The sequence below is a fragment of the Burkholderia sp. MBR-1 genome, assembly GCF_013822785.1.
Classification (GTDB): domain Bacteria; phylum Pseudomonadota; class Gammaproteobacteria; order Burkholderiales; family Burkholderiaceae; genus Burkholderia; species Burkholderia vietnamiensis.
The window spans coordinates 2,049,044-2,062,055 of the sequence record NZ_CP053610.1 but is presented as its reverse complement, the minus strand read 5'-3'; the positions used below and the strand labels follow the sequence as shown (position 1 = coordinate 2,062,055).

The window sequence follows — 13,012 nt, the reverse complement described above, 5'->3', positions numbered from 1 at the left end:
TGCGGCACGTCACTGCGATGCATCACTGCAGCTCGCCGATCCCGCCCATCAGCGTCATCAGCTGCTCGCGCAACCATCGGCTGCCCTGATCCTGGTCGGCGCTGCGGTGCCAGTAGCAGAAGTATTCGAGCGCCGGCATCTCGAACGGCAGTTCGAGGATGCGGGCCGGATAGCGCTGCAGCAGCCGGAGCGGCGCGGTCAGCGCGAGATCGCCGCGCATCGCGATCAACGGCGCGACCATGTAGTGCTGCACGCGCATCTGGATGGTGCGGCGCAGCCCGAGGCGCGTCAGCTCCGCGTCGACGTGCCCGCTGCCCTTGCGGCGGCTCGACACGTGGATGTGCCCCATCGACAGGTAGTCGTCCATGGTCAGCGCATCGCGCCGGAACGGATGATCTTCGCGGATCATGCACGCGTAGCGGTCGCGCACGAGCAGCGCCTGGCACAGGTGCGGATCGCCGATCAGCGGCGCGTCGATCGCGATGTCCACGGAGCCGTTCGCGAGCGCGGTCGCCACTTCGCGGCGGTCCAGCGTATAGCTGCGCACGTGCATGCCCGGCGCATGCGTCTGCAGCAGCTCGCCGAGCGCCGGCAGCAGCAACGCCTCGGTCAGGTCGCTCATGCTCAACCGGAACACCCGCTCCGACGACGCGGGATCGAACACGTCGCCCTCGTGCGCGCTCGAGTCGAGCAGCTGCAACGCCTCGCGCACGCGGCCGACGATGTTCTCGGCCATCGGCGTCGGCATCATCCCGGCCGGCGTGCTGACGAACAGCGGATCGTTCAGCGTCTTGCGCAGCCGCGCGAGCGCATTGCTGACGGCCGGCTGCGTGAGGTTCAGCACTTCGGCCGCGCGCGTCAGGTTGCGCTTGTTGTAGATCGCATCGAATACGACGAACAGGTTCAGGTCAATCTTCGAAAGGCGCATTGCCGGATCTCCTTGCCGGCATCTTAATACGGCGCGCGCGTCGGGTTCGGCCACCTCGCGTCCGCTCGCGCGCGCTCGCCGCGACATCGCAGCGACACGTTCAGTCGCGCGGCGGGCGCGTCAGATACGGCTCGGTCGCGCCGCGCACGGCGCCCTTGATCTCCATCCGCGCGATCGACTGCAGATGCACCTCGTCCGGGCCGTCTGCGAAGCGCAGCGCGCGCCCCCAGCTCCACAGATCGGCGAGCGGCGTGTCCGGGCTCAGGCCCATCGCGCCGAACACCTGCATCGCGCGGTCGCACACGTCGGTGTACATGGTCGGCACGAGCGCCTTGATCATCGAGATTTCCTTGCGCGCGGCCTTCGCGCCGACCTTGTCGATCATCCACGCAGCCTTCAGCACGAGCAGCCGCGCTTGGTCGATCTCGATGCGCGAGCGCGCGATCCATTCGCCGACCGTCCCGTGCCGGTTCAGCGGCTTGCCGAACGCCTCGCGCGACTGCGCGCGATCGATCATCAGCTCGAGCGCGAGCTCTGCCGCGCCGATCGAGCGCATGCAATGGTGGATGCGCCCCGGCCCGAGCCGCGCCTGCGCGAGCGCGAAGCCGCTGCCTTCGTCGCCGAGCAGGTTGCGCGCCGGCACGCGCACGTTGTCGAAGGTGATCTCGCAGTGCCCTTCCGGCGCGTAGTGATTGACCACGGTGATGTTGCGCACCACCGTCACGCCCGGCGTGTCGCGCGGCACGAGGATCATGCTCTGCTGCCGGTGCGCTTCCGCCGCCGGGTCGGTCTTGCCCATCACGATGAAGATCTTGCAGTTCGGATGCGCGGCATTCGTGATGAACCACTTGCGGCCGTTGATCACGTACTCGTCGCCGGCGCGCTCGATGCGCGTCGTGATGTTGGTCGCATCCGACGACGCGACGTCGGGCTCCGTCATCGCGAACGCCGAGCGGATCTCGCCGTGCAGCAGCGGCAGCAGCCACTCGTCGCGCTGCGCCGGCGTCGCGAACATGTGCAGCAACTCCATGTTGCCGGTGTCCGGCGCATTGCAGTTGAAAACCTCCGACGCCCACGCGACGCGCCCCATGATCTCCGCGAGCGGCGCGTATTCGAGGTTCGTCAGCGCCGTGCCCGGCTCGTCTTCCTTCAGATGCGGCAGGAACAGATTCCACAGCCCTTCGGCCTTCGCGCGCGCCTTCAATTCCTCCATGAACGACACCGGGTAGCGCCCCGCATGCACTTCGTCGTTCCACTGGCGGATGCGCGGCACGATGTGCGCATCCATGAACGCACGCACGCGCTCACGCAGTTCTTCCACCTTCGGGGTATAGCCAAAATCCATGATCGATTCCTCGCAATTGCGCGTGTTCGTTCGGTTCAAAAGGCCCGCAGGCCGTCGTAGGTCGTCGCGCGCTCAGAGCGTGAGGCCGCCGTCGACGACGATGCATTCGCCATTCGTATAGCTCGCCGCGTCCGACACGAGATACAACACCGTGCCGGCCATCTCGGACGGCTGCGCGTGACGGCGCAGCGGGATCTTCTCCATCCATGCCTGATAGATCTGCTGGTCGGCGAACAACGCGCCCGCGAACTTCGTCTTCGTGAGGCCCGGCAGCAGCGCGTTCACGCGGATGCCGAGCGGCCCGCATTCCTTCGCGAACGCCTTCGTCATGTTCACGACCGCGGCCTTCGTGATCGAATAGATGCCCTGCCGGTCGCCCGGCTGCAGCGCGTTCACGGACGCGGTGTTGACGATCGCGCCGCCGCCTTGCGCCTTCATCAGCTTGCCGGCCTCGACCGACATGAAGAAGTAGCCGCGGATGTTCACGTCGACGGTCTTCTCGTACGCGGCCAGATCGGTGTCGAGGATGTGCCCGAAATACGGATTCGCCGCCGCGTTGTTCACCAGGATGTCGAGCCGGCCGTGCCGGCCGCGGATCGTCTCGAACGTCGCGGCGATGTCCTCCATTCGTCCGACGTGGCAGGCCAGCGCTTCCGCGCGGCCGCCCGCCGCGACGATTGCGTCCGCAACGGCCCGGCAGTCGTCGAGCTTGCGGCTCGACACGATCACGTGCGCGCCCTGCTGCGCGAGCAGCTTCGCGATTTCCTCGCCGATGCCGCGGCTCGCGCCCGTCACCAGCGCGATCTTGCCCGTCAGGTCGAACAGGTTCGTTGCCATGTTGCTGTGCTCCTCCATCGATGTGTTGTCGTGCGGCCGCGCGGCCGTGTTTGCGGCGTCAGCGCTGCGCGCCGATCACGTCGACGGCCAGCTCGGCCAGCCGGCCGGCCATCGCGCCGACGCGCAGCGCCTGTTCGCTCGACGCGTTGCCTTGCAGCGCGCGCGCCTTCACGCCCTGCGCGATCGCGGCGAGCCGGAAGAAGCTGAACGCGAGATAGAAATGCCAGTCGCGGATCGGCTCGATCCCGCGCAGCTCGCAGTAGCGCGCGACGATCGCCGCTTCGTCCGGGATGCCGAGTTCGGCGCGATCCTGGCCCGCGAGCCCGCGCACCTGAGTGCCGGCCGGCAGCCGCAGACACATGCAGAAGTACGCGAGGTCGGCGAGCGGATTGCCGAGCGTCGACAGCTCCCAGTCGAGCACGGCCTGCACGCGGTAGTCGTCGCGCGCGAACATCACGTTGTCGATCCGGAAGTCGCCGTGCACGAGCGCCGGACGCCCCGCGTCGTCGGGGCACGCTTGCGGCAGCCAGTCGATCAGCGTCTCCATCGCGTCGAGGCGCTCCGTCTGCGCCGCACGATACTGCTTCGTCCACACGCCGATCTGGCGCTCGAAGTAGTTGCCGGGGCGACCGTAGTCGGCAAGGCCCACCGCGTCGACGTCGACGTCGTGCAGCGCGGCCATCGTGCGAATCAGCGCGTCGTAGCAGGTCGCGCGGTCGGCCTTCGGCAGCTCCGGCAGCGCCGGATCCCAGAAGATGCGGCCGTCCTCGAAGCTCATCACGTAGAACATGCTGCCGATCACGTCGCGGTCTTCGCACAGGTGATACGGACGCGCGACCGGCACCGCAGTGCCCGACAGCGCGCTCAGCACGCGGAATTCGCGGTCGACCGCATGCGCGGACTTCAGCAGTTCGCCGGGCGGCTGGCGGCGCAGCACGTAGCGGCCGCTTTTCGCGTGCAGCAGGTACGTCGGGTTCGACTGGCCGCCGGCAAACTTCTCCAGGTCGAGCGGGCCTTCGAAGCCCGGCACGTGCGCTTCCAGATAGCGCGTCAGGCGGGCTGCGTCGAGGGGCGGGGCAGGATGGGTCATCGTCGCGATCGTTCGTTGGGTCAGCCGTAGGTGCGCCATGCGTGTCGTTCGGGATCGTCGAGATGCGGGATGCCGTTGAACGACGCCAGATGGAACGCGTCGGCGTTGAAGAAAAACTGCGAAAGACTGCTGTTGCGGATCTGCAGGTTCAGCGCGATCGCGCTCGCGGGCGGCGCGGCGAGCACCTGCTGGACGGTCACCGCGATCGGGCCGCCCGAACTCACCGCGAGCACGCGCTGGCTGCCGCCGTCGCGAATCGCCGCGCGCGCGGCGGCGACGCGCTGCTGGAAATGCGCCCAGCTTTCGGGCGCCGTGTCGCCGAGCCGGTCGTCGGCCCACAGATGCAGCACCTGCCGCAGCGCGCGGAAGTGCTCCTTCATCGAGCCGGCCGCGAGCCGCGCGATCTCCGGATAGTCGTGCGCGGCGGCCGCGAACAGCCCGTGGAAGTCATATTCGTTCAGGCCCGGATGGCGGTCGACCGTCACGCGTTCGCCGCCGATCCCGCGCAGGATCGCGTCGACCGTCTGCGCATGCCGGTTCATCGTCCCGCAGATCACCCGGTCGAAGGTCAGGCCCTGGCGCGCGAAATACTCGCCGAGCCAGACGCCCTGCTGCTCGCCGCGCGCGGACAGCCGGTCGTAGTCGTGCGTCCCGAACGACGCCTGGCCGTGCCGTACCAGAAAGAGTTCAGCCATTGCGTATCCATCGAAGCGGTGCCGAAAGACCAGCATAGCGATCGCGTATGCATTTTTGAAATTTATTTTCTGAATCTATCGGCATTCATGACGTGAATTCCACGTGCACGCACACGCCCCGCGACCGTCACGCCGCTCGTCGCGGCACAGGAATTGCGACGCCAGACATCGTCTTTTCCAACAATCTCAGGAGGGATGCGATGCTCGGTACGATCCTTATCATCGTTCTGATTCTGTTGCTCATCGGCGCGTTTCCGGCATGGCCGCACAGTCGGAGCTGGGGTTACTGGCCGTCCGGTTCGGTTGGCCTGATCGTGGTCATCGTCGTGATACTGGTGCTGCTCGGTCGCATCTGAATGGGAAAGCGCGTGCCGGCCGACCGGCGCGCGCTTTCCCGTTTCCTCGTCATCGCTTCTTTACAAACGCAGGCCATCGCCGGCAACGCCGCGGCGGCGAAGTGAACGCTCGCGGCCGTCGCGCCGCCTCAAGGCGTCCACCGATAGACGGTGATGCTGTTGCCCTTCACGTTGTTCTTCGTCACCACATATTCGCCGTTCGCGCGGCGGTACGCGCGGACGCTGTACATCGCGTCGATCGCGCTGCTGGTATCGACGGTCGCCGGGCTCGCATTGACGAGCGTCGTGTCGAGCCGGCCCGTGTCGAGATTGAACGCGTCGATGTTCGGCCACAGCGGGCCGCTGCTGCTGAACCAGTAACCCACGAACAGATGATTGCCGGCCGCGTCGATCGACTTCGCGCCGCTGTGCGGCAGCGTGATCACCGGGTTCGGCCTCGTCGTGTTGCCCGCGAGCCAGCCGTGATAGACCTCGATGCGCGTGCCGATCGAGGTCCAGTCGGTGCTGCCCACCACACCCTGGGCGAGCACCATCGTGTCGCTGTCGGCGAGATAGACGATGCGCGTGAGCGGCTGGATGCTGGCGGGAATCGGCGTCGGCACGCCCGCGCCCCATGAAGGCTTGCCGCTCGCGTCGAAGCTCGCGAGCGGATAGTGGTAGATCGCGCCGGTGTGGTCGAGGCCGGCCCATACGCCGCCCTTGCCGTCGATGCTGAAGCCGGCCGACACGCGCCGCGTCGTGTCGAATGCCGGGCCCGGGATCGCTCCGTCGGGAATCGCGATGTAGCCGTTGGCCGCATCGAAATGGAAGAAGTAATAGACCGGCGGATTCTGCCCGGCCACGACGAGAATCCGGTTCGCGCCGACCGCCGTGAGCAGCCCGAAGTGCTCGTCGCGCTGCGGGTCGTTCATGTTGATGCGCGGGTCGGCCGGATACGCGAACGGATCGACGGTGTTCGCGACGAACGTGCCGCCCGCGGTGCCGCGGTACACGTGCGTGCCGCTGTAGAACAGCGCGCCGTCGGTGACCGGGTCGGGCGCGGCGATGCCCTCGAAGTTCAGCGACTGCAGCGTCCAGCGCAGGCCGCCGGTGCTGCCGTATGCGTGAAGGTCGGTCGCGCCGTTGCGGCCGAGATCCCAGCTGCCGCCCCACGGGTTGTTCAGCACGTACAGGTTGCCGCCCGTATCCTTGCCGATGCCCGCGATGCGCGTGAAGCGCTGCGCGCCGACCTGCCCCTTGATGCCGGTGGTCGTGTCGAGATAGCCGCCGCGCACGCCGAACGTGCCGACCAGCGCCGGCCGGCCCGTCACCGCATAGCGCTTGATGTTCATGTCGGGGCCTTCGTCGCCGACCATCAGTTGCCCGGCCGCCGCATCGAAATAGAGCGCCGACGGCTGCGACCCGGCCGGCAGCCGGATCGTGTTCAGCAGTGCGCCGGCCGGACTGTATTCGACGATCGTTCCCGCGCGCTTCTGCGCGACCCATACGTTGCCCGCGCCGTCGAGCGCGAGCGCGCCCGGCGCCGCTACGCCGATGTCGCGCTGCCATACGCCGTCGGTCGTGAACACGCGCACGCGGTTGCCGTAGAAATCGCTCGCGTAGAGCAGCGTGCCGGCCGTCGCAAGCCCGGTGACGACGTCGATGCGCGGCTGGTTCGTCGCGGCGGTGACCTGGATCAGCCGGTCGCGGTAATGCGTCGCGCGGTTGTAGCGCCCGACTGCGCCGCTGCCGTATCCGCTGCCCGGCTGCAGCGCGACGAACAGCGACGTCGCGTTGCCGGTGATCGCGCTGCCCTGGAATTCCGCATGCGTGCCGATCGAGCCGATGCTTTTGCCGTTCTGGTAGATCGCGACGCCGCCCTCATACTCGTCCCACATCGATGCGGTGTAGATCACGCCTTCGGGCGCGACCCACATCGCCCGGGCGACGTTGCCGACGTGCGCGGCGAGCGTGCCGTAGGTGTTCGCGAGCCAGTCGGTGGTATTGCCCGCATGGCCGGGCGGCGCGACCGCGGCGATCGACACGGCAAGCAGCACGGCGCGAAGCGATTTTCCGGCAACCATGGCAGACGCTCTCCTGAACGATGGAATCACTCATGTGAAGGGCGCGCCGGACGGTGCGTACCTCGGCGTTGCGTAAATACTTCCGCGGAATCGTCCGGCGCGGTCGGTATTACATCGCGCGTACATCCGATCTTCGACAACGCCGAGAATAGCGGCAGATAAATCGAAAAAAATTGCGGAGGGGGAGTTGCGGGTGGAGCGTGGCTCAACGGGGAGAGCGCGGCTCAATGGCTGGGGATCGATTCGGCAACTGGGGGACAATCGCCGGTCGCGGATGCAGTCGCGGTCGTGTCAGCGCGAGCGCCGCCCGACGCACGCGCAGTGCATCGCCTCACGCCACCTCACGCCGCCGGCGGCGCGACGCGCGGCATGAAGCGGCACAGCGCGAGCGGCACCACGACCAGCGCCGCGCCGGCGACGAACGTGGTCGATGCGCCGAAGTGCGTCCACAGCGCGCCGGCGATGCTGCTGGCGAGCAGCATGCAGATCCCGCTGACCAGATTGAATACGCCGAACGCGGTGCCGCGCAGCGCGGCCGGCGATGTTTCCGACACCATCGCGGCGAGGATGCCCTGCGTGAAGCCCATGTGCAGGCCCCATACGGCCACGCCGGCGAACATCGTCGGCATCGACCCGCCGAGACCGAGCAGCAGGTCGGCCGCGATCAGCAGCACCATGCCCGCCGCCAGCAGCATGCGTCGGTCCATCCGGTCCGACAGCACGCCGACCGGCCACGCGGACAGCGCATACGCGATGCTCATCACGACCATCACGCCCGGAATCCACGCGGCGTCGAGGCCCGTCTGCTGCGCGCGCAGCACGAGGAACGCCTCGCTGAAACGCGCGAGCGTGAACGCCGCGCCGCCCGCGACGACGAACCAGTACGCGCGCGGAAACTCGCGCAACGCGCGCCAGTGCAGCGGCGAACGAAAGCCGCGCTGCGGCGCCGCATGCTCGGGCTCGCGCACGCCGAACACGATCAGCGCGATCGCGACGAACGCGGGCACGACGGCGAACCACATCACGATCCGGATGTGGTCGGCGAACCCCAGCATCAGCACGATCGCGCACATCGGGCCGAGAAACGCGCCGACGGTGTCCATCGACTGACGCAGGCCGAAACATGCACCGCGGATCTCGGGCGGCGCGACGTCGGCCACCAGCGCATCGCGCGGCGCGCCGCGAATTCCCTTGCCGACGCGATCGAGCAGGCGCGCGACGACGACCACGGCCGGCGTGGACGCCAGCGGAAACAGCGGCTTGGTCAGCGCCGCGAGGCCGTAGCCGACGAGCAGCAGCCCCTTGCGGCGCCCGAGCCAGTCGCTGATCGCGCCGGAGAACACCTTGACGATCATCGCGGTCGCTTCGGCGGCGCCTTCGAGCACGCCGAGCGCGACGACGCTCATGCCCATCGTCGTCACCAGATAGATCGGCAACAGCGCATGGATCAGTTCGGACGACAGGTCCATGAACAGGCTCACGAGGCCCAGCGCCCAGACGGTACGCGGGATCGGCTGCTTGCGTCGAATCGGTGCGGGCGTGTTCATCGTGCGATCAATCGGGTGTGTCGCGCGCGAGCCTGGCATGCCGCCGCGCGCGGTCGTTGACGATCTGATGACGCCGGTGATCCGTCATCTTCTTCCAGCCGCGCGCTTCGTCGCGGGTGCGCAGGCACGCGACGCAGTAGCCGGTGCGGCCGTCGAACGAGCATACCTCGACGCACGGCGACTTGACTGCCATCGTCATTGCCCTCGCGGCACGGGCACGACTTCGACCGTCACGTGCGACAGGCTGCCGAAGCGTTGCAGCACGCGGTGGTAGTAGCGCGCATCGCGCTGCGGGTCGTCGGTCAGCACCGAGACGACCGCGCTCATGTGCCCCGGCCCGAGCCGCCACACGTGCAGATCGCGGATCCGGTCGCCGGTGCTTTCGAGCGCGGCGCGCACGCTGTCCGCCAGGCGGCGATCCGGATTCATGTCGAGCAGGATGCTGCCCGTGTCGCGCATCAGCCCGTACGACCAGTTCGCGATCACCAGCGCGCCGACGATGCCGGCGAGCGGATCCATCCACAGCCAGCCGAACGCACGCGCGAGCAGCAAGCCGGCGATCGTCAGCACGGACACCGCCGCGTCGGCGAGCACGTGGATGTAGGCCGAGCGGATGTTGTGATCGCGGGCCGCCGCCGAGGCGCCGTGCTCGTGCTCGCTCTCGGCGAACGTCAGCGCGTGCTCGCGGCCGTTCAGCCGGACGATCGCCGTGAACGCATGCGGCTCGGGGATCGTCTCGATGGACTCCAGATAGCCGTCGCGGCTTTGCATCGCGAACGTATGGCGGCTGCCGTCCGGACGCAGCGTCGTGATCGATACGGCGGCCGCGTCGACGAGCGCCGCGTCGTGCGTCGCCGGCGCGATCCGGAACACGGGCGGCACGCCGTCCTCGAACACCGATACGGCGAATGCGTGCTGCCCGTCGACGATCCGGTGCGCTTCCGCGTCGTGATGGTGGGCGTGCTCATGTTCGTGGCCGTGGTCGTGATGATGTCCGTGCGCATGCCCGTGATGATGGCCATGACCGTGATGATCGCCGCTCAGCAGCCACGCGCTCGCGATGTTCACCACCAGCCCGAGCACGGCGATCGGAATCGCTTCGCCGAAGTGAATCGGCACGGGCGCCAGCATCCGGCTGACCGCCTCGTACGCGATCAGCAGCGCGATCATCGCGAGCACGATCGCGCTCGTGAAGCCGGCGAGATCGCCGAGCTTGCCGGTGCCGAACACGAATCGCGGGTCGCTCGCATGCTTGCGCGCATAGGTATACGCAAAGGCGGCGATCAGCATCGCGCCGGCGTGCGTCGACATGTGCAGCCCGTCCGCGACCAGCGCCAGCGAGCCGAAGATCGACCCGCCGACGATCTCGGCCACCATCATCGCCGCGCACAGCACGATGACGGTCCAGGTCCTGCGCTCGTTCTGCTCGTGCGCAGCGCCGAGAAAAATGTGATCGTGCCCTGCCCCGAAGGCCTCATCGCTGAAACGGCTCATTGCGCCTCCGGTCATTTGAAGTAACTGTGAACGACTTCGATCAGCTGCTCGCTCGCGCTGCCTTCGTCGTCGTGACCTTCCGCGTCGACCAGATGGCTGCGGATGTGATCTTCCAGCACGACGGCGAGCAGGCCGTTCATCGCGCCGCGTCCGCTCGTGATGAGACGCAGGATCTCGTTGCAGCCGCGCTCGTCTTCCAGCGCGCGTTCGATCGCCTCGACCTGCCCCTTGATCCTGCGGACGCGGTTCAGCAGCTTCTGTTTTTCCTGGATGGTGTGGCTCATGGTGGTCCCTTCATATACCGGGGGGGACTATATATCAAATCGCGGGTTCGGATAGTGGGGAGGGGTATCTCGGCCATTGGTCCGACCAAACGATGCGCGCGCCCCGGAGCGTCAGGACGACATCGCAGCGAGAAACTTGTAGAACTTGCGACACAGAAGTAGCATCCCCTACATGAACTCATTCACCACTTGGTCGCTGCTCGTGCTGACGCTCCCGACCCAGAACGCGACGGCCCGCATGCGGTTCTGGCGCGCCCTGAAGGCGAAGGGCTGCGCGGTGCTGCGCGACGGCGTCTACCTGCTGCCGCACTCGGACGAGCAGCACCGAACGCTGGACGAACTGGCGGACGCGATCGCCGACAGCGGCGGCAGCGCGCATCTGCTGCGCGCGCCGAGCGCCGATGCGGCGCAGGAGCAGGCATTTCGCGCGCTGTTCGACCGCAGCGACGACTACACGGCGTTCATGCGGACGCTCGCGGACGCCCGCAAGACGCTCGCCGGCCAGCCGGCTTCGGAACTCGCGCGTCTGCTGCGGCGCGTGCGCAAGGATTTCGACGCGCTGCGGGCGAGCGACTACTTCCCGGGCGACGCGTCGACGCGCGCCGAAGCCGCGCTGCAGGACTTCGTCGCGCTGGTCGACACCGTGCTGTCGCCCGGCGAGCCGCACGCGGCCGAGCGCCCGATCCGCGTGCTTGCGCTCGGCGAATATCAAGGGCGCACGTGGGCCACCCGGCGGCGCATGTGGGTCGATCGCGTCGCGAGCGCGTGGCTGATCCGCCGCTTCATCGACGCCCGCCCGCGCTTCGTGTGGCTCGCCTCGCCGACGGATTGTCCGGCCGACGCACTGGGCTTCGACTTCGACGGCGCGGCGTTCACGCACGTCGGCGAGCGCGTGACGTTCGAGGTGCTGCTGGCCAGCTTCGGCCTCGACGGCGACCGCGCGCTCGCGCGGCTCGGCGCGATCGTGCATGCGCTCGACGTGGGCGGCCCCGCGGCGCCCGAAGCCGCCGGCCTCGAAGCCGTGATGGCCGGCGCCCGCGAGCGCGCGCAGAACGACGAGCAGTTGCTCGAGCAAATGGTCGTCGTGCTCGACGCCTTTTATGCGCATTTCACGTCGACCGGGACGACCGGGACCGGAGCCGGATCATGACCACCGCCAGCGCCGCAACCGAACCGGCCTACTCGCTCGGCGAGCTGGTCGCCTACATGCTTCGACTCGGCACGTTCGGTTTCGGCGGCCCGGTCGCGCTCGCGGGCTACATGCGTCGCGACCTGGTCGAGCGGCGCGGCTGGATCACCGAAGCCGATTACAAGGAAGGACTCACGCTGGCGCAGCTCGCGCCGGGGCCGATGGCGGCCCAGCTCGCGATCTATCTCGGCTTCGTGCACTACCGCGTCGCCGGTGCGACGCTGGTCGGCTGCGCGTTCGTCTTGCCGTCGTTCCTGATGGTGGTCGCGCTCGGCTTCGCGTACGCGCATTTCGGCGGGCTGCCGTGGATGCACGCCGTGTTCTACGGCGTCGGCGCGGCGGTGGTCGGCATCATCGCGATGAGCGCGTACAAGCTCACGACCAAAACCGTTGGCCGCGACAAGCTGCTGTGGGCGATCTTCGCGACGCTTGCCGTCGTGACCTTCGTCACCGAGTCGGAGATCGCGTGGCTGTTCGTCGTCGCGGGCGTGATCGGCTGGCTGTGGCGCGCGCCGCCCCGCTGGTTGCGCGGCGGCGGGCTCGGCGCGGCGGCCGCGGCGAACCTGCCGGCCGCGAGCGGCGCGCTGAGCGGCATCGATCTGCCGCAGCTGCTGCAGCTCGGCGCGTTCTTCATGAAGGCCGGCGCATTCGTGTTCGGCTCGGGGCTGGCGATCGTGCCGTTCCTGTATGGCGGCGTCGTCACCGAACATCACTGGCTCAACGACAAGCAGTTCGTCGATGCCGTCGCGGTCGCGATGATCACGCCGGGGCCGGTCGTCATCACGGTCGGCTTCATCGGCTATCTGGTCGCCGGCCTGCCCGGTGCGATCGTCGCGGCGCTCGGCACGTTCCTGCCGTGCTATCTGTTCACGGTCGTGCCCGCGCCGTACGTGAAGAAGTACGGCCACCTGCCAGGCGTCAAGGCGTTCGTGGACGGCATCACGGCCGCGGCCGTCGGCGCAATCACCGGCTCGGTGCTGGTGATCGCGAAGCGTTCGATCGTCGACGTGCCGACCGCCGCGCTGGCCGTTGCGACCGTCCTGCTGCTATGGCGCTTCAAGAAGCTGCAGGAGCCGGTAGTGGTCGCGGCGGCCGCGTTGATCGGGCTCGTCGCTTACCCGCTGCTCCATCGTTGAGCGCGCGCCGCTACGGCGCGCATCGCGGCCCGCGGCCCATCGGCATGC

At 68.1% G+C, this 13,012-nt stretch carries 13 protein-coding genes; 3 read left to right on the top strand and 10 right to left on the bottom strand.

The features are described 5' to 3' along the window. Window positions 1-22 precede the first annotated feature (22 nt). From MBR110_RS23815 to MBR110_RS23795, 5 genes are all read right to left on the bottom strand, one after another. Complete coding sequence (locus MBR110_RS23815; RefSeq protein WP_011881221.1) at window positions 23-928, bottom strand: LysR family transcriptional regulator; 906 nt, start codon at window positions 926-928, stop codon at window positions 23-25. 100 nt (window positions 929-1,028) lie between these two features. After that, window positions 1,029-2,273 carry an acyl-CoA dehydrogenase family protein gene (locus tag MBR110_RS23810; protein WP_014724323.1) on the bottom strand — a complete coding sequence of 415 codons (1,245 nt, stop codon included), beginning with the start codon at window positions 2,271-2,273 and terminating at the stop codon, window positions 1,029-1,031. A 72-nt stretch (window positions 2,274-2,345) separates the two neighbouring features. Then, window positions 2,346-3,110 carry an SDR family oxidoreductase gene (locus MBR110_RS23805; RefSeq protein WP_011881219.1) on the bottom strand — a complete coding sequence of 255 codons (765 nt, stop codon included), beginning with the start codon at window positions 3,108-3,110 and terminating at the stop codon, window positions 2,346-2,348. 58 nt (window positions 3,111-3,168) lie between these two features. Beyond that, window positions 3,169-4,200, bottom strand: a complete 1,032-nt coding sequence (locus MBR110_RS23800) for a phosphotransferase (protein ID WP_014724321.1) — start codon at window positions 4,198-4,200, stop codon at window positions 3,169-3,171. Between the two features lie 20 nt (window positions 4,201-4,220). After that, a complete protein-coding gene (locus MBR110_RS23795) occupies window positions 4,221-4,895 on the bottom strand; it encodes a histidine phosphatase family protein (protein ID WP_059460405.1) in 675 nt (224 codons plus the stop codon). Between the two features lie 200 nt (window positions 4,896-5,095). Between MBR110_RS23795 and MBR110_RS23790 the strand changes: the two genes are divergently transcribed. Next, entirely contained in the window at window positions 5,096-5,251 is a 156-nt protein-coding gene (locus MBR110_RS23790; RefSeq protein ID WP_011881216.1) for a DUF3309 family protein, read from the top strand. A gap of 128 nt (window positions 5,252-5,379) precedes the next feature. On the opposite strand, the gene MBR110_RS23785 is transcribed toward MBR110_RS23790, so the two are convergent. The 5 genes from MBR110_RS23785 to MBR110_RS23765 all read right to left on the bottom strand — a co-directional run bounded on the left by MBR110_RS23785 (window position 5,380) and on the right by MBR110_RS23765 (window position 10,639). Then, entirely contained in the window at window positions 5,380-7,314 is a 1,935-nt protein-coding gene (locus tag MBR110_RS23785; protein ID WP_059460404.1) for an SMP-30/gluconolactonase/LRE family protein, read from the bottom strand. A 341-nt stretch (window positions 7,315-7,655) separates the two neighbouring features. After that, window positions 7,656-8,861, bottom strand: coding sequence for an MFS transporter (locus MBR110_RS23780; RefSeq protein ID WP_059460403.1), 1,206 nt, complete (start codon window positions 8,859-8,861; stop codon window positions 7,656-7,658). 7 nt (window positions 8,862-8,868) lie between these two features. Further along, window positions 8,869-9,054, bottom strand: a complete 186-nt coding sequence (locus MBR110_RS23775) for a DUF1289 domain-containing protein (RefSeq protein WP_011881213.1) — start codon at window positions 9,052-9,054, stop codon at window positions 8,869-8,871. A gap of 2 nt (window positions 9,055-9,056) precedes the next feature. Next, window positions 9,057-10,355, bottom strand: a complete 1,299-nt coding sequence (gene dmeF, locus MBR110_RS23770) for a CDF family Co(II)/Ni(II) efflux transporter DmeF (protein WP_011881212.1) — start codon at window positions 10,353-10,355, stop codon at window positions 9,057-9,059. 11 nt (window positions 10,356-10,366) lie between these two features. Further along, window positions 10,367-10,639: a metal/formaldehyde-sensitive transcriptional repressor gene (locus MBR110_RS23765; RefSeq protein ID WP_011881211.1), complete on the bottom strand. Its 273-nt coding sequence runs from the start codon at window positions 10,637-10,639 to the stop codon at window positions 10,367-10,369. Between the two features lie 172 nt (window positions 10,640-10,811). On the opposite strand from MBR110_RS23765, the gene MBR110_RS23760 reads away from it, so the two are divergent. Together MBR110_RS23760 and MBR110_RS23755 are read left to right on the top strand one after the other, a co-directional pair. After that, entirely contained in the window at window positions 10,812-11,789 is a 978-nt protein-coding gene (locus tag MBR110_RS23760; RefSeq protein ID WP_059567989.1) for a chromate resistance protein ChrB domain-containing protein, read from the top strand. Further along, window positions 11,786-12,964: a chromate transporter gene (locus MBR110_RS23755; protein WP_069263345.1), complete on the top strand. Its 1,179-nt coding sequence runs from the start codon at window positions 11,786-11,788 to the stop codon at window positions 12,962-12,964. The genes MBR110_RS23760 and MBR110_RS23755 overlap by 4 nt, the downstream gene beginning before the upstream one ends. Window positions 12,965-13,012 lie beyond the last annotated feature (48 nt).